The following is a 15868-nucleotide window of genomic DNA, read 5'->3' on the forward strand; positions in this document are numbered from 1 at the left end:
GGGCGCATCAGGCCCTCTTGCGCCGGCCCGGAAAACACGAACGCCCCAGCGTTACGGGCGGTATCCCCGGCGCTGAGGCGGTTCGATGTGTGATGAAGCCAACTGGCCCCTTATGGGGTTACTACGGGTTCACGCGTGCCGCGTCGTCCGCCAGGTCCTCCTGGCTGCGGTTCGCGGCGAGCTTCTGCTTCGCACCCGCGACGCGGCCGGAGATCTGCGCGGACATCTCGTCGCGCTGCTTGCGCAGCAGCACGAAGGAGAGCGGCGCGGAGATGACGAGGGCGAGCAGCACGACCCAGGCGAAGTTCGCGTCCCCGAGCCCGGCGGGCACCCACCCGATACGGACCAGGGCCGCGACGAGGACGAGGCACCCGACGAAGATCCCCAGACGCATCGCGGTGTAGCGGATCGTCGCGCTCGGCTTGAGGGACACGGTGACCCCTTCTCTCTCGTCGTGGCCATACTCGAATCGTGCCCGTCCAGTGAAGCACGCCGGGCCCCGGCTCCGGCCGCCGCCCCGGGGTCAGTACAGCGGCAGCAGCATCGTGACGTCGTCGCGGTCGTCGCCCGGGGCCACGCGGATGGCGCCGGGGACGCGGCCGACCTCCTTGTAGCCGCAGGCCGCGTAGAAGCGCTCCAGGCCGTGGCCGCCGCGGCAGCCGAGGCGGATCGCCTCGATGCCCTCCATGGAGCGCGCCGCCGCCTCCGTGGCCGCCATCAGGTCGCGGCCGTAGCCCTTGCCCTGGCGGCTCGGGTGGACCATCACCGTGTACGCCCACACCCAGTGGAGCTGGAGCCGGTGCGTGTTGCGGGCGAGGAAGGCGGTGGCGGCCACCTCGCCCCGCTCGTCGTGTCCGACGAGGAGCCGCATTCCGCCGTCGGCGACCGCGGAGAGCTGCGTGATCAGCTGGGGGCGGATGGCGTCGGCGGTGACCGGGGGCACGAAGCCGACCGCGCCGCCCGCATTGGACACGTCCGTCCACAGGCTGAGGATTCCCGCGTGCAGGGCGGGGTCGACGACCGGATCCAGGGTGAAAGTAAGAGGCACAGATGGATATTAGCTATTACACCGAGGGGCGTCCAGCGTCAGCACGACGAAGCCCCGATCCGGGGCGGATCGGGGCTTCGTCGTGACGTTCGGCTGACCGCGAGGTCAGAGGCGCATCGCCTGCGGCGTCTCGCGCAGGTCCGCGTCCGGGCCGGGGTACTCGCGGATGATCTCGTAGCGCGTGTTGCGCTCGACCGGGCGGAAGCCCGCCTCGCGGATCAGGTCCAGGAGGTCCTCACGGCCCAGCTTGTTCGGGGTGCCGTAGTTGTCCGCGTCGTGCGTGATCTTGTACTCGACGACCGAGCCGTCCATGTCGTCCGCGCCGTGCTGGAGCGCCAGCTGGGCGGTCTGCACGCCGTGCATCACCCAGAAGACCTTCACGTGCGGCACGTTGTCGAAGAGCAGGCGGGAGACCGCGAAGGTCTTCAGCGCCTCCGCGCCCGTCGCCATCGTCGTCCGCGCCTGGAGCTTGTTGCGTACCTTGCCGTCCTTCATGTCCACGAAGTCGTGCTGGTAGCGCAGCGGGATGAAGACCTGGAAGCCGCCGGTCTCGTCCTGGAGCTCGCGCAGCCGCAGGACGTGGTCCACGCGGTGGCGCGGCTCCTCGATGTGCCCGTAGAGCATCGTCGAGGGGGTCTTGAGGCCCTTCGAGTGCGCGAGGCGGTGGATGCGCGACCAGTCTTCCCAGTGGGTGCGGTGGTCGACGATGTGCTGCCGGACCTCCCAGTCGAAGATCTCCGCGCCGCCGCCCGTGAGCGACTCCAGGCCGGCCTCGATCAGCTCGTCGAGGATGTCGGAGGCCGACATGCCCGAGATCGTCTCGAAGTGGTGGATCTCCGTCGCCGTGAACGCCTTCAGCGAGACGTTCGGCAGCGCCTTCTTCAGCTCGGAGAGCGAGCGCGGGTAGTAGCGCCACGGAAGGTTCGGGTGCAGGCCGTTGACGATGTGCAGCTCGGTGAGGTTCTCGTTCTCCATGGCCTTGGCCAGGCGCACGGCCTCCTCGATGCGCATCGTGTACGCGTCCTTCTCGCCCGGCTTGCGCTGGAACGAGCAGTACGCGCACGACGCGGTGCACACGTTCGTCATGTTGAGGTGGCGGTTGACGTTGAAGTGGACGACGTCGCCGTTCTTCCGCGTGCGCACCTCGTGGGCGAGGCCGCCCAGCCAGGCCAGGTCGTCCGACTCGTAGAGGGCGATACCGTCCTCCCGGGTCAGCCGCTCGCCGGAGCGGACCTTCTCCTCCAGCTCGCGCTTGAGCCCAGCGTCCATCAGCCGGTCGCCTCCTCTAGATACCTGTCCTGTAGCCGCCACCCACCGTACTCTCAGCCCTCCTCGGGCAGTTCCCCGACCCGGTTCTCCCACTTCGTGGAGAGCACGATGGTCGTGCGGGTGCGCGAGACGCCCTTGGTGCCGGAGAGCTTGCGAATGATCTTCTCCAGGCCGTCCACGTCGTTGGCGCGCACCTTCAGCATGAAGGAGTCGTCACCGGCGATGAACCAGCAGTCCTCGATCTCCGCGAGGTCGCGCAGCCGCCGGGCGACGTCCTCGTGGTCGGCGGCATCGGACATGGAGAGTCCGATCAGCGCGGTGACGCCGAGGCCGAGCGAGGCCGCGTTCACGGTCGCGCGGTAGCCGGTGATGACGCCGGCCGTCTCCAGCCGGTTGATGCGGTCGGTGACGCTGGGGCCGGAGAGGCCCACGAGACGGCCCAGCTCCGCGTACGAGGCACGACCGTTCTCGCGAAGTGCCTGGATGAGCTGCCTGTCCACCGTGTCCATTACGTGGAGCCTTCCATTATTCGGCGATCCTGCAAGTCTAGGTATAGAATCTAAGGCACGCAGGGTCAACACCCTGCGAATCTTTCAACAGATCAATGACGATCTTCAGGAGTGGTTCACCGTGTACACGATCGAGATGGCCTACGCACACATGCGACAGCTCCAGGAGCTGGCCAACCGATCCCGTGCCCACCAGCCCGCCGCGGCCAAGCGCGTCGACAAGACCCGCAAGCCGCGCATCGCGAAGTAGCGCTACCCCCTGGGGCGGGATCCACCGATCTCCCCCTCCCAACGGCGGTACAGCCGGTGCGGCACCCCTGCCGCGTCCAGCACCCGCCCCGCGACGAAGTCCACCAGATCCTGGATGTGCGTCGCGCCCGCGTAGAACGCCGGAGAGGCGGGCAGCACGATCGCGCCCGCCTCGTCCAGCGCCACCAGGTGCTTCAGCGTCTGACCGTTCAGCGGGGTCTCCCGCACCGCGACCACCAGCCGGCGCCGCTCCTTGAGCGTCACGCTCGCCACCCGCTGGAGCAGGTCCTTCGACAGCCCGAGCGCCACCCCCGCCACGCAGGCCGTGGACGCGGGGACGATGAACATCCCCTTCACGGGGTACGAGCCCGAGCTCGGACCGGCCGCCAGGTCCCCGGCACCCCAGTACCGGAGGTCGGCCTCGGCCGTGACCGGTTCGAAGGTCCCCGGCTTGCCGTCGGCGCCGCGCGCCAGCCACTCCGTCAGATCGGCCCGCCAGTGCGCGTCACGGAAGGCGATCCCGGTTTCGTCCAGCAGGGTGAGCCGCGAGGCCCGGCTGACCACCAGATCGACGCTCTCCCCCGCAGCGAGCAGCCCGCGGATCACCGCCGCCGCGTACGGCGTCCCGGACGCCCCGGAAACCCCGACCACCCACGGGGTGCGCTTGCGCTCAGTCATACCTCCGAGACTATCCGGCCACCCCCGACGGGGCGCGGGTCAGGTGGCCGTGCCACAGCAGGGACGCCTGCTACAGGGTCAGACCCCGAACCACGAGGTCGAGGAGAGCGCACACGAAGAGGGCAATGCCGATGAAGCCGTTGACCGTGAAGAAGGCGCGGTTCAGGCGGGACAGGTCGTGCGGGGTCACGATGGTGTGCTCGTAGAAGAAGGCGCAAACGACGATCAGCAGGCCCGCCCAGAAGAACATCCCCGCGTCCGTGGCCAGGCCGTACCAGGCCAGCAGGACCGTGGTCACCACGTGCGCGCCGCGCGCGCCCCACAGGGCGGCCGCGACGCCGAAGCGGGCCGGGACCGACTTGACGCCCTCCGCTCGGTCGGCGGCCACGTCCTGGCTGCCGAAGATCAGGTCGAAGCCGCCGATCCACACGCCCACCGCCAGGCCCAGGATCACCGCGTCCCAGGACCACTCGCCGGTGACGGCCAGCCAGGCCCCGACCGGGCCCATCGCCTGGGCCAGGCCGAGGATGGCGTGCGGGAAGTTCGTGAACCGCTTGCCGTACGGGTACACCACCATCGGGATCACCGCGATCGGCGCCAGCGCCAGGCACAGCGGGTTCAGCAGCGCCGCCGAGCCGAGGAAGACGACGAGGGCGATCCCCGCCCCGGTCCAGGCCGACCGGACCGACACCGCACCGGTGACCAGCTCGCGGCCGGCGGTGCGCGGGTTCCGGGAGTCGATCTCGCGGTCGATGATCCGGTTGGCGGCCATCGCGAAGGTGCGCAGCCCCACCATGCAGACGGTGACGAGCAGCAGCTTGCCCCAGTGCACGTTCCGGTCGAGCTGGAACATGGCGGTGAGCGCGGCGATGTAGGCGAAGGGCAGGGCGAAGACCGAGTGCTCGATCATCACGAGCCGCAGGAAGGCCTTGACCTTGTTGGTGGCCTCGGGCGAAGGCCCGGACCCCACCACTTCGTCGGCGGTGGTCATCATGCGAGGCTCCCGTGGAATTCTGCGAGGTGGCTCAGGAGCGAGTCCGTGCGGACCGCTTCCAGCTCCAGGGTCACGGGCTCCGCGTCCTCGTCCTCGCCCTCGGGCGGGGTGACGTGGGCCGTGAAGGCGTAGCCGTCGGCGCCGGCGCCGGCCGGGCGCGCGTCGAGGCGGAGCACGGCACCGGCCTCGATCGTGAACGGCTCGCCGGTGCCCAGCGCGAGCCGCAGCCGCTCGGCGAAGTCCTCCGCCTCGGCGTCCCGCAGGCCGGGCAGTTCGAAGCCGCCGCCCTCGCCGTCCTCGTCCTCCCACACCAGCGCCCAGACGTCGCCGGGGCCGGCGAACTCCTCGGGCGAGACGCCCGCCCGTTCGGCGGCCCGCCGCAGACCCGGGTCGGTGGGGTCGAGCTTCGGGCGCTCAAGCATCACGAAGGCGGTGAGGCTGCCGATGAACAGGCCCGGGCCGGTGACGGGGAGGGGGCTCACAGTCCGTACTCCTTCCAGCGCCGGTCCACCAGCGCGGCCGTCGCCGGGTCGGACTCGACCATGTCGGGCCAGCCGCCGTCGCGGGTGTAGCCCTCCTCCGGCAGCTTCTTCGTGGCGTCGATGCCCGCCTTGCCGCCCCAGAACTGCTGGTACGAGGCGTGGTCCAGGTGGTCCACCGGGCCCTCCACCACCGTCAGGTCGCGGGAGTAGTCCGTATTGCCGAGCGCCCGCCACGACACCTCGTGCAGGTCGTGGACGTCGCAGTCCTTGTCCACCACGATGATCAGCTTGGTCAGCGACATCATGTGCGCGCCCCAGATGGCGTGCATGACCTTCTGCGCGTGCTTCGGGTACTTCTTGTCGATCGAGACGATCGCGCAGTTGTGGAAGCCGCCCGACTCGGGGAGGTGGTAGTCCACGATGTCCGGCACGATGATCTTCAGCAGCGGGAGGAAGAAACGCTCCGTCGCGCGGCCCAGCGGCCCGTCCTCCGTCGGCGGCCGGCCGACGACGATCGACTGGATCAGCGGACGCTTCCGCATCGTCACGCAGTCGATCTTCAGCGCGGGGAACGGCTCCTGCGGCGTGTAGAAGCCGGTGTGGTCGCCGAAGGGGCCCTCGGGGAGTGTCTCCCCGGGCTCCAGCCAGCCCTCGATCACGACCTCCGCGTTGGCCGGGACCTGGAGCGGGACCGTCTTGCAGTCGACCATCTCGATCCGCTTGCCCGCCACGAACCCGGCGAAGAGGTACTCGTCGATGTCGCCCGGCAGCGGCGCGGTCGACGCGTACGTCACCGCGGGCGGGCAGCCGAAGGCGATCGCGACCGGCAGCCGCTCGCCGCGCTGGGCGGCGACGGCGTAGTGGTTGCGGCTGTCCTTGTGGATCTGCCAGTGCATGCCGATGGTGCGCTTGTCGTGGCGCTGGAGGCGGTAGAGGCCGAGGTTGCGGACGCCGGTCTCGGGGTGCTTGGTGTGCGTCAGCCCGAGGTTGAAGAAGGAGCCGCCGTCCTTGGGCCAGGTGAAGAGGGCCGGCAGCTGGTCGAGGTCCACGTCGTCGCCGGTGAGGACGACCTCCTGGACTGGCGCGGCGTCGCCCTTCACCTTCTTCGGCGGCACGTGCACCATCGAGCCGAGCTTCCCGAAGGCCTCGCGGACCCCGATGAACCCCTGCGGCAGCTCCGGCTTGAGCAGGCCGCCGATCTTCTCGCTGATCTCGCCGTACGACGTGAGGCCGAGGGCCTTGAGCAGGCGCCGGTCGGTCCCGAAGACGTTCATGGCCAGCGGCATCGCCGAGCCCTTGACGTTCTCGAAGAGGAGCGCCGGCCCGCCCGCCTTGTTCACTCGGTCGACGATCTCCCCGACCTCCAGGTACGGGTCGACTTCGGCCTTGATGCGCTTGAGGTCGCCCTCTCGCTCCAGAGCCCGGAGCAGCGAGCGGAGATCGTCGTAAGCCATAGGGGCCAGTATCCGTCACCGGCTACGCTGGGACCGTCACCGGGGCCGTCGCAATCGAACCCCGCCATTGTTTCCAGGGGGCTGTTCCGCATGATCAGGGCGCTGATGTTCATCCTGCCGCTGGCGCTGACGATCTACGCGTTCATCGACTGCCTCAACACCCCCGAGGACGAGGCCAAACACCTCCCCAAGGTCGTCTGGGTCATCATCATCCTGCTCTTCTGGATCGTCGGCCCGATCGTCTGGTTCGCCGCGGGCAAGATGCGCCACGCCCCGGCCGGCGGCCGCACGCCCTCCGAGTGGCACCGCAACCACCGCCACGAGTGGGTCGCCCCCGACGACAACCCGGAGTTCCTCAAGTCCATCCGCGAGGAGAACAAGAAGGACGAGAGCCTCCTCAAGGACTGGGAGGCGGACCTGCGCCGCCGCGAGGAGGAGCTGAAGCGGCGCGAGCAGGGCGAGGACAAGGGCGGCCAGCCCTAGGGCCGAGCCCCGCCCTGGCCAGGCCCTAGGGCCGAGCCCCGCCCTGCCCGCGGCCCGCCGCTTCGAGGGCCGCGCGGGCGAAGGCCCGTACCGCCCCCGAGTGGTCGGCCGCGCGCCAGATCAGGCCGTAGCCGACCGGCTCCGCGTCCGCGAAGGGGACGTAGGCGATGCCCGGGCGGGCGTGGTAGGTGGCGGTGTGGGCCGACGTCAGCAGCGCGCCCTGGCCGGCCGCGACCATCACCAGCGCCTCCTGCATGTTCGTCACCTCCGGCCCGCGCCGGATGGGCCGCCCGCCCGGCGTGCGCGCCGGGCTCTGGGCCTCGCGGCGGTACGGGGGCAGGTCCCCGGCGATGGTCAGCAGCGGCACCCCGGCCAGCTCCTCCAGGGATACGGAGTCCCGCCCGGCCAGCGGGTGCCCGGCGGCCACCGCCAGCAACCGGGCCTCGGTGAGCAGCGCGGGCCCCTCCCCCAAATCGGCCTCCCGGACCGGGAACTCGGCCACCGCCACGTCGAAGTCGCCGCTGCGCAGCTGCCCGTACGGGTCGGAGAGCGGCACCTCGCACACCTCGACCGCCAGCCCGGGATGCGTGGCGCGCAGGACCTGGGCGGCCTTGAGGACGAGCTCCCCGGAGGGCGGGGTGGTGAAGCCGACGTGCAGCACCCCGTCGGCGGCGCGCGCGGTCGCCGCGGCCCGCTCCAGGGCGGCCTCGACGGCGCGGTGGTGCGGTTCGAGGTCGGCGCGCAGCTGCCGGCCCAGCGCGGTGAGGGCGACGCGGCGGCTGGTCCGCAGGAACAGCGGTGCGCCGACGCGCCGCTCCAGGCGCTGGATCAGCTGGCTGGCGCGGGCGCGGGACAGGAGCATGCGCTCGGCGGTGCGGCCGAAGTGGAGTTCCTCGGCGAGGATCAGGAAGCAGTCCAGTTCATCGCGATCGGTAAGCACGACTGAACGAACGTTGCGCTCTTCGGCGTTGTTCCGGACCGGGCGGCGAACGAGGGTGGTCGAGCCGGTGACGGCCATCCCCTTTCCCCCTGTGAGGAACACCGATGTCCAGTGAAATCCGCGGGCGCCGCCTGGGCGTACTGCTCGTATTGTGCGGAGCGATCTTCCTCGAAGGCATCGACGTCGCGATGCTGAATGTCGCCCTGCCGTCCATACGCGCCGATCTCGGGCTCGAAACCGGCGAACTCCAATGGGTGATGAGCGCCTATGTGCTCGGCTACGGCGGCTTCATGCTGCTGGGCGGCCGGGCGGCCGACCTGTTCGGGCGCCGCCGCATGTTCGTCGCCTGGCTCACCGTCTTCCTGCTCTTCTCCGGCCTCGGCGGACTGGCCACCGAGGGGTGGCAGCTGATCGCCGCCCGGTTCGTGACCGGGGTCGCCGCGGCCTTCATGACCCCGGCCGGGCTGTCGATCATCACCACCGGCTTCGACGAGGGGCCGCAGCGGGACAAGGCCCTGCTCGTCTACTCCGGCACCGCCGCCGGCGGGTTCTCCATCGGCCTGGTCGCGGGCGGGCTGCTGGCCTCGGCCGGCTGGCGCTGGGTGTTCTTCGCCCCGGTGGGGCTGGCCGCGCTGATCCTCCTGGGCGCGCTGGCCCTCGTACCGAAGTCGGCGCGGCCGGAGCGGTCCGGGCAGCGCCTGGACCTGGCGGGCGGGCTGCTGGTGACCTCGGCCCTGGTGCTGCTGGTGCTGGGCGTGGAGCGTGCCGCGCACGCCGGGGCCGGGTGGACGGCGGCCACGTTGGGGGCGGGGCTGGTGCTGCTCGCGCTGTTCGCCGCGGTCGAGCGGCGGGCGGCCGAGCCGGTGGTGCGACTGGGGATCCTGCGGTCGGCGGCGCTCCGGCGGGCCAACGGCGCGGGGCTGCTGTTCGCGGGCGCGTTCTTCGGCTTCCAGTTCCTGGTGGTGCTGTACCTCCAGGAACTGCGGGGCTGGTCCACGCTCCAGACCAGCTTCGCGATGATCGTGATCGGGGTGGACGCGGCGCTCTCGCCGACGGTGGTGCCGAGGCTGGTGGCGCGGTTCGGCAACGGCCGCCTCATCTTCGGCGGACTGCTGCTCGCGGCGCTCTCGTACGGACTCTTCCTGCCGCTCGGCGCGGACTGGAGCTACGGCGCGATGCTGCCGAGCCTGGTCCTGCTGGGGCTCGCCTTCGCGCTGGTCTACGGGCCGCTGACCATCGTGGCGACCGAGGGGGTCGCGGAGGCGGAGCAGGGCCTCGCGGGCGGGCTGCTGTACACCTCGTTCCAGTTCGGGGCGGCACTCGGCCTGGCCGCCGTGACGGGCGTGTCGGCCTCCTACGCGGACCCGCTGGAGGGGTACCGGGCCGCCCTGCTGGTGCCGTTCGCGGCGGTGCTCGCGGCGGCCGCCCTGACCCTGCCGGGCCTCCGGCGGTCCCCGGGCCCGGACCTGGACCTGGACCCGGACCTGGACCTGGACCTGGACCTGGACCCGGCCGCGGAGCCGACCGCGGAACCGGAGCCGCAGCCGTCCCGGATCTGACCGGTCACCCCGCCCGGGGCGGCACGCGGGCGGACGAGCGCGGCTCCTACGTCCTGGAGAGGGACGCGTAGTCCGCCCGCAGCTCGCCCCAGTGGGCGTCCGTCCAGGCGGCCCAGTCCGCCGGCCCCGCCGGCCGCCCCGCGAGCGCGGACTCCAGCAGCTCGAAGTGCTCGTGCCAGCCGGCCAGGCAGTCCAGGCGCTCGGACTCCGGCCCGGCCCGCTCGTTCACGAACCGGATGACCGTCGAGTCGGTCCCCACCGCCTCCAGGTGGAAGCGGATCCGCTCGTGCACGGTCACCGTGTACTCCACGACCCGCTCGACGTCCCAGGCCGTGACCCGGCCGGTGACCACCGTCCCGGTGTTGGGCCAGCGCAGCGTCACCGCCCCGCCGAGCCGGCGTTCCAGGACCTCGGCCTCCGCCAGCCAGCCGCGCAGGCCGTCCGGCGTGGTCAGGACGGGCCACAGCTCCTCGTACGCGTACGGCAGGTGCAGCTCGAACCGCAGCCGCCAGCGGTCCTCGCCGCGGCTCTCGCTGGTGCCATGGATCACAGGAGGCATGACACCAGCGTCCCACTCCCGCCGGTCAGACGCCCGCGTACGAGTGCTTGCCGCTGAGCAGGATGTTCACGCCGTAGTAGTTCCAGATCCAGCAGGCGAAGGCGAAGAGCGCGAGGTAGGCGGCCTTGCGGCCCTTCCAGCCTGCGGTGGCGCGGGCGTGCAGGTAGCAGGCGTACGCCACCCAGGTCACGAAGGACCAGACCTCCTTGGGGTCCCAGCCCCAGTAGCGGCCCCAGGCGTCGCCGGCCCAGATCGCGCCCGCGATGATCGTGAAGGTCCACAGCGGGAAGACGGCCGCGTTGATGCGGTACGAGAACTTGTCGAGCGAGGCCGCCGAGGGCAGCCGCTCCAGCACGGAGGAGGCGAACCTTCCCGGCTTGCCGCCGCCCGCGAGCTTGGCCTCGTAGGAGTCGCGGAAGAGGTAGAGGACCGCTCCGGCCGCGCCGATGTAGAAGACGGCGCCGCAGAAGATCGCGGTGGAGACGTGGATCCACAGCCAGTACGAGTGCAGGGCCGGGACCAGCTGGTCGCTGTCGGTGTAGAGCCAGGTCACGGCGATGCCGAGGTCCAGCAGGACGGTGGTGACCAGGATCAGGCCGAGCCAGCGGACGTTCTTCTTCAGCGCGAGCAGCACCAGGTACGCGCCGACGGCCACCGTGGAGAAGGTGATCGAGAACTCGTACATGTTGCCCCAGGGGGCCCGCTGCACCGACATCGCGCGGGCGACGACGCCGCCCGCCTCGATGAGGAAGGCGAGCGCGGTCAGCGAGACCGCGATCCGCCCGTACAGGTCGCCCTGCACGGTGCCGCCCGCGGCGCCCGGGCCGTCGGGCACGTCACGCGTGCCCGCGGCGGAGCGGGTGACGACCTTCGGCTTGTCGAGGACGGCCGTACTGCCGCCCTTGCCCCGGACCTGCACCGCGGGGGCGGCGGCGCCCTGGGCGGAGGTCAGCGCGGCAGCCGTACGGGCCACCTTGCTGCGGCTGCCGAAGGTCCACTCGGCAATGTGCGCGAAGAAGGCGAGCATGTAGACCGCCATCGACGAATAGATCAGGTAGTTGCTGATCTGCGCCAGGTTCTCGTTGGCTGCGGCTGCGAGCGGCGTCATCCGCGCTCTCCTTCAGGGGTTTCTTCGGCAGGTTCGGCAGGTTCGGCAGATTCTGCGGGCGGAGCGGTCGGCGCCTGCTCGTGCAGCGTGGCGGCGAGGTCGGCCAGCTCCTGGGGGAGCCTGGCGGACTCGCTGCGGCCCAGGCCCGCCATTTCGACGACGGTGACGCCGTCCTCGCCGGGCACCGCCCGGACCCAGATCCGGCGGCGCTGGATGAACAGGGATCCGGCCAGGCCCGCGATGGCGGCGATCGCGCCCGCGAGGGCGAGGCCGCTGCCGGGCTGGTGGGTGACGGAGAAGGTGGCCCAGCGCTCGATGCCCTCGAACTTCACGGTGCCCGCGCCGTCGGGCAGGTCCATCGACTCGCCGGGCAGCAGCATCTTGGCGAGCGGGTCGCCGTTCTCCTTCTTGAACTGCTGCATCTTGGTCGTGTTCAGCTGGTACACGTTCTGCGGCAGGCCCGAGTCCACGCCGAGGCTGCCGTGGAAGGCGTTCAGGGCGATCACGGGGAAGTTCGCGGCGGGGAACTGGGAGAGCATCGTGCCCTTGCCCTTGCCCGCGAAGGTCGGCACGAACTGGGCGGAGAAGCCGAGCTGCTCCTTCTCGCCGTTCTTGTTCCGGTAGCCGTCGGTGACCTTGATGGCGCCCGCCGAGGTGAGGTTGGCGTCCTGCGGCAGCATCGGCACGGCGTCCCGGAAGATGACCTTGCCGGTGGGGTCGGTCACCGACATGACCGGCGCGTAGCCGTGGCCGAGCAGGTAGACCTTGGAGCCGTCGATCTCCAGCGGCTTGTTGACCTCGATCTCGGCCTTCGTGGGCTTGCCGTGGGCGCCCTCGCTGTAGGTGACGTACGCCTTGAAGTCGCGCGGGGTGCCCTTCTGCGGGCCGCTCTCCTCGAAGGTGGCGTCGAACTTGTCGAGGGTGAAGCTGAAGGGCGGCAGGTCGTCGGGATCGAACATGCTGCCCGACTTGAAGTCGTCGTACTGGGTGAGCGTGTTCGAGAAGCCGCCGCCGCGCAGGACGAGCTTGCCGCCCTCGGACATGAAGAGCTTGCCCCAGGCGAAGGCCACGAGCATCACGATGAGCGCGATGTGGAAGATCAGGTTCCCGGCCTCGCGGAGGTAGCCCTTCTCCGCCGCGACGTGGCCGGTGCCGGCCTCGGTGCGGAAGCGGCGCCCGCCGAGCAGCGCCTTGGCGTGCGCGAGGACCTCGTCGGGGGACTTCTCGGTGCGCCAGGTGGTGTGCGCGGGGAGCCGGTCGAGCCGGCGCGGAGCGGCCGGCGGGCGGCCCCGGAGCTGGCCGACGAACTGCCAGGTGCGGGGCAGGATGCAGCCGATGAGCGAGACGAAGAGCAGGATGTAGATCGCGGAGAACCAGAACGACGTGTAGACGTCGAAGAGCTGGAGCTTCTCGGCGACGGTCACCCAGGACGGGTTCTGCTTCTTCCACTCGGCGACCTTCATCAGGTCGACCGAGTTCTGCGGGATGAGGGAGCCGGGGATCGCGCCGAGGGACAGCAGGAAGAGCAGGATCAACGCCACCCGCATGGAGGTGAGCTGCCGCCAGACCCAGCGGGCCCAGCCGATCACCCCGATGCCCACGGGACCGCTGTCCTCGACGGGGGCGGTGGAGAGCTGGGAACCGGCTGCGCCGAGCCCCGGTTCGGAGTCGTGCGACGCCTCGGAGGGCGCGTTGTCTGTCGTACTCATGTCCGTGTAGTCCTCAGATCCCCACCGTGAAGCCTTGGGTCCAGCTCTGCATGTCGCTGACGATGCTGTCCCACATTCCTGTGACGAGGAGCAGACCGGTCAGGATCAGCATGCCGCCGCCGATCCGCATCACCCATGCATAGTGCTTCTTCACCCAGCCGAATGCGCCGAGCGCCTTGCGGAAGGCGATCGCGGCGAGGATGAAGGGCAGGCCGAGGCCCAGGCAGTAGGCGACGGTCAGCAGCGCTCCCCGGCCGGCGCTCGCCTGGTCGATGGAGAGGGTGTTGACGGCGGCGAGGGTCGGTCCCATGCAGGGGGTCCAGCCGACTCCGAAGAGCACGCCGAGCACGGGCGCCCCGAGGAGGCCCGCCGTCGGCTTCTTGTGGAAGCGGAACTCCCGCATCGTCAGACCCGGGATCGCGCCCATGAAGAAGAGGCCCAGGACGATCACCAGTCCGCCGAGGACCTGGGAGATGATCGCCTTGTTGTCCTGGAGGGTGGCTCCGAAGTAGCCGAAGAGCGCGCCGGTGGAGACGAAGACGGCGGTGAAGCCCGCGATGAACAGGCTCGCGCCGGCCAGCATCCGGCCGCGCCGAGCCTCGGCGAGGTCGGCGCCGCTGACGCCGGTCACGTAGGAGAGGTAGCCGGGGACCAGCGGGAGCACGCAGGGCGAGAAGAAGGAGACCAGCCCGGCGAGGACCGAGATGGGCAGGGCGAGCAGCAGGGCGCCGTTGAGGACCGTCGTGTTCACGCCGGACGGCTCACTTCTCCGCGAGGATCGGGTCGATCATCGAGCGCAGTTTCTCCTCGTTGAGCGCGACCAGGGCGCGGGCGGCGATCCTGCCCTCCTTGTCGAGCACGATCGTGGAGGGGATGGCCTGCGGGTTGAGCGTGCCCTTGGGGAAGCGGAGCATCAGCTTGCCGTCGGGGTCGTAGAGGCTCGGGTAGGTGATCCCGAAGTCCGTCTCGAAGCCGGCGGCGTTCTGCTTGCTGTTGTCGCGGGTGTTGATGCCGACGAAGGCGACGTCCTGGCCGGCGAGCTCCTTGGAGACCTTCGCGAAGTCCGGAGCCTCCTGGCGGCACGGCGGGCACCAGGAGCCCCACACGTTGAGGACGACGACCTTGCCCTTGAGGGTGGTGGTGTCGAGGGTCTTGCCGTCGACGGTCTCGCCGTCGAGCTTGGGGGCCTCGGTGCGCTCCCCCTGGGCGACCTTGGAGATGCCGAAGGTGCCCGTGACGTAGTTCCCGCCGGCGCTGCCGTTCGGCTTGCTGCCGCCGTCCGAACCGGTGCACGCCGTGAGGGTGAGGGCGCCCGCGGCGGTCACCGCGGTCAGCAGGAGGGCGCGGCCACTGGTCGAGCGGCTACTTCGACGGACACCGGCGCGGCTAAGGCTCATGTGAAAAGTTTCGCATGGGCGATATGTGGATCTACCGCACCCCCCGAGGGGCCGTGAAGGCGCTGGTCAGGCGGCGAGGTACGCGGCCCAGCCGACGCCGGGCGACTGGCCGGGGCCCAGCGCGCGGAGCTTGGCGAGCACCTTGGGGTCCTGGACGTCCAGCCAGTCGGTGAACTGCCGGAAGGATACGAGCCGTACATCCCTTTTGTCCGCCATGCCTTTGAGGGCTTCCTCGACGGCGTCCATGTAGATGCCGCCGTTCCACTCCTCGAAGTGGTTGCCGATGAAGAGCGGCGCGCGGTTGGTCTCGTAGGCCCGCCGGAAGCCGCCGAGGTAGGTGGCGGTGGCCTGGGTGCGCCAGCCCGGGTAGTTGGACGGGACGCCCCTGGTGGTGTTCTTGGACTGGTTGGCGAGGATGTTGTAGTCCATGGACAGCACCTCGAAGGAGTGCCCGGGGAAGGGCAGGGACTGGAGCGGCAGGTCCCAGATCCCCGACTTCTTCACCGGCCAGACCTGGAGGCCGCCGGGCGAGCTGGAGTCGTAGCGCCAGCCCAGCTTCTGGGCGGTCGCCAGCAGGTTGTCCTGGCCCAGGAGGCAGGGGGTGCGGGCGCCGACGAGCTCCTTGCGGTAGTCGAAGGGCAGGGGTTCGAGGTCGGTGAAGCCGGTGTTCGTGCGCCAGTTGGTGACGAAGGACACGGCCTGGTCGATCTCGCTCTGCCAGTCGCCCGGGGCCCACCTGGCGACGGAGCCGGAGCCCCCGCAGAAGTGGCCGTTGAAGTGGGTGCCTATCTCGTGCCCGTCGAGCCACGCCTCACGGACGTACTTGATGGTCGAGCGGACGTTCTCGTCCTTGAGGTAGCCGATGTCCGAGGCCCCGACGGGATTGCCGGGCGGCTGGTAGAGGGCCTTCTTCGACTCGGGCAGCAGGTAGAGGCCGGAGAGGAAGAAGGTCATGCCCGCGCCGTGGTCCTTGGCGAGCTTGAGGAAGCGCGGGAAGAGGCCGTTGCCGATCTCCCCCGCGCCGTCCCAGCTGAAGACGACGAACTGCGGCGGCGTCTCGCCCGGCTGGAGGGGCACGGGCTTGTCCGGCTGGTTGGGCTGCGGGCCGGTGTCGGCGGTGGAGCCGTCGCCGATCGCCTTGGCCGCCGGCTTCTCGCCGGGCCTGGGGTTCTTGATCGGCCCGGGGGTGCCGGGATCGGACCTGTTCGGCGAGCCGCAGCCCGCGATGCCCACCGCGGCGGCGGCCCCAAGTCCCAGTCCCAGCAGGCCCCTCCGACTGACGCCTGTGAAGTCGCGCATGTCACCGTCCCCGTCGTCACCCGCAAAGCTCATTCCATTGCCCATATAAACGGACAATTCGCTGGAACTTGCGGCACTGGAACGGTGATTCCCGGCGCAACTTGTATTTATTTAGGTAAAGCTGTAACGGT

The 15868-nt window shown here is 70.3% G+C and carries 18 protein-coding genes; 3 read left to right on the forward strand and 15 right to left on the reverse strand.

Annotated elements, in window-relative coordinates; genetic code table 11:
- Positions 1-121: 121 nt before the first annotated feature.
- The 4 genes from ACFWBN_RS27955 to ACFWBN_RS27970 all read right to left on the reverse strand — a co-directional run bounded on the left by ACFWBN_RS27955 (position 122) and on the right by ACFWBN_RS27970 (position 2826).
- On the reverse strand, positions 122-394 hold the full coding sequence (locus ACFWBN_RS27955) for a DUF4229 domain-containing protein (RefSeq protein WP_385180676.1): 273 nt from the start codon (positions 392-394) through the stop codon (positions 122-124).
- Positions 395-523: 129 nt separating this feature from the next.
- Positions 524-1048 carry a GNAT family N-acetyltransferase gene (locus ACFWBN_RS27960; RefSeq protein WP_385180505.1) on the reverse strand — a complete coding sequence of 175 codons (525 nt, stop codon included), beginning with the start codon at positions 1046-1048 and terminating at the stop codon, positions 524-526.
- Positions 1049-1153: 105 nt separating this feature from the next.
- Positions 1154-2317 (reverse strand): aminofutalosine synthase MqnE, encoded by a 1164-nt coding sequence (gene mqnE, locus ACFWBN_RS27965; protein WP_385180508.1) that lies wholly within the window; start codon positions 2315-2317, stop codon positions 1154-1156.
- Positions 2318-2370: 53 nt separating this feature from the next.
- Positions 2371-2826 (reverse strand): Lrp/AsnC family transcriptional regulator, encoded by a 456-nt coding sequence (locus tag ACFWBN_RS27970; RefSeq protein WP_385180510.1) that lies wholly within the window; start codon positions 2824-2826, stop codon positions 2371-2373.
- Between the two features lie 121 nt (positions 2827-2947).
- Here ACFWBN_RS27970 and ACFWBN_RS27975 point away from each other — a divergent pair, with 121 nt between their 5' ends.
- Positions 2948-3076, forward strand: a complete 129-nt coding sequence (locus ACFWBN_RS27975) for a hypothetical protein (protein ID WP_385180689.1) — start codon at positions 2948-2950, stop codon at positions 3074-3076.
- Positions 3077-3078: 2 nt separating this feature from the next.
- Here the strand turns inward: ACFWBN_RS27975 and ACFWBN_RS27980 are convergent, their stop codons facing one another.
- The 4 genes from ACFWBN_RS27980 to ACFWBN_RS27995 all read right to left on the reverse strand — a co-directional run bounded on the left by ACFWBN_RS27980 (position 3079) and on the right by ACFWBN_RS27995 (position 6683).
- Positions 3079-3753, reverse strand: coding sequence for a UbiX family flavin prenyltransferase (locus ACFWBN_RS27980; protein ID WP_385180512.1), 675 nt, complete (start codon positions 3751-3753; stop codon positions 3079-3081).
- Between the two features lie 70 nt (positions 3754-3823).
- The gene (mqnP, locus tag ACFWBN_RS27985; RefSeq protein ID WP_385180679.1) at positions 3824-4744 is read right to left on the reverse strand and encodes a menaquinone biosynthesis prenyltransferase MqnP; all 921 of its coding nucleotides are present in this window, start codon (positions 4742-4744) and stop codon (positions 3824-3826) included.
- Positions 4744-5229 (reverse strand): hypothetical protein, encoded by a 486-nt coding sequence (locus tag ACFWBN_RS27990; RefSeq protein ID WP_385180515.1) that lies wholly within the window; start codon positions 5227-5229, stop codon positions 4744-4746. Before ACFWBN_RS27990 ends, mqnP begins: the two co-directional genes overlap by 1 nt.
- Entirely contained in the window at positions 5226-6683 is a 1458-nt protein-coding gene (locus ACFWBN_RS27995; protein ID WP_385180518.1) for a menaquinone biosynthesis decarboxylase, read from the reverse strand. Before ACFWBN_RS27995 ends, ACFWBN_RS27990 begins: the two co-directional genes overlap by 4 nt.
- A 90-nt stretch (positions 6684-6773) precedes the next feature.
- Here ACFWBN_RS27995 and ACFWBN_RS28000 point away from each other — a divergent pair, with 90 nt between their 5' ends.
- Entirely contained in the window at positions 6774-7166 is a 393-nt protein-coding gene (locus ACFWBN_RS28000; RefSeq protein WP_385180521.1) for a PLD nuclease N-terminal domain-containing protein, read from the forward strand.
- A 25-nt stretch (positions 7167-7191) separates the two neighbouring features.
- Here the strand turns inward: ACFWBN_RS28000 and ACFWBN_RS28005 are convergent, their stop codons facing one another.
- Positions 7192-8106 (reverse strand): LysR family transcriptional regulator, encoded by a 915-nt coding sequence (locus ACFWBN_RS28005; RefSeq protein WP_385180523.1) that lies wholly within the window; start codon positions 8104-8106, stop codon positions 7192-7194.
- A 104-nt stretch (positions 8107-8210) separates the two neighbouring features.
- Between ACFWBN_RS28005 and ACFWBN_RS28010 the strand changes: the two genes are divergently transcribed.
- Complete coding sequence (locus ACFWBN_RS28010; protein ID WP_385180527.1) at positions 8211-9665, forward strand: MFS transporter; 1455 nt, start codon at positions 8211-8213, stop codon at positions 9663-9665.
- A gap of 46 nt (positions 9666-9711) precedes the next feature.
- Here the strand turns inward: ACFWBN_RS28010 and ACFWBN_RS28015 are convergent, their stop codons facing one another.
- The 6 genes from ACFWBN_RS28015 to ACFWBN_RS28040 form a co-directional block, all read right to left on the reverse strand.
- Entirely contained in the window at positions 9712-10224 is a 513-nt protein-coding gene (locus tag ACFWBN_RS28015; protein WP_385180530.1) for an SRPBCC domain-containing protein, read from the reverse strand.
- Positions 10225-10249: 25 nt separating this feature from the next.
- Positions 10250-11332, reverse strand: a complete 1083-nt coding sequence (ccsB, locus tag ACFWBN_RS28020) for a c-type cytochrome biogenesis protein CcsB (protein WP_385180533.1) — start codon at positions 11330-11332, stop codon at positions 10250-10252.
- Positions 11329-13041 carry a cytochrome c biogenesis protein ResB gene (locus ACFWBN_RS28025; RefSeq protein WP_385180536.1) on the reverse strand — a complete coding sequence of 571 codons (1713 nt, stop codon included), beginning with the start codon at positions 13039-13041 and terminating at the stop codon, positions 11329-11331. The genes ccsB and ACFWBN_RS28025 overlap by 4 nt, the downstream gene beginning before the upstream one ends.
- Positions 13042-13054: 13 nt before the next feature.
- The gene (locus ACFWBN_RS28030) at positions 13055-13792 is read right to left on the reverse strand and encodes a cytochrome c biogenesis CcdA family protein (RefSeq protein ID WP_385180539.1); all 738 of its coding nucleotides are present in this window, start codon (positions 13790-13792) and stop codon (positions 13055-13057) included.
- Between the two features lie 10 nt (positions 13793-13802).
- Positions 13803-14438, reverse strand: coding sequence for a TlpA family protein disulfide reductase (locus ACFWBN_RS28035; protein WP_385180541.1), 636 nt, complete (start codon positions 14436-14438; stop codon positions 13803-13805).
- Between the two features lie 66 nt (positions 14439-14504).
- Positions 14505-15737, reverse strand: coding sequence for a hypothetical protein (locus ACFWBN_RS28040; RefSeq protein ID WP_385180544.1), 1233 nt, complete (start codon positions 15735-15737; stop codon positions 14505-14507).
- Between the last annotated feature and the right edge of the window lie 131 nt (positions 15738-15868).

The organism is Streptomyces sp. NPDC059989 (assembly GCF_042736975.1).
In the GTDB taxonomy this organism is placed as follows: Bacteria; Actinomycetota; Actinomycetes; order Streptomycetales; family Streptomycetaceae; genus Streptomyces.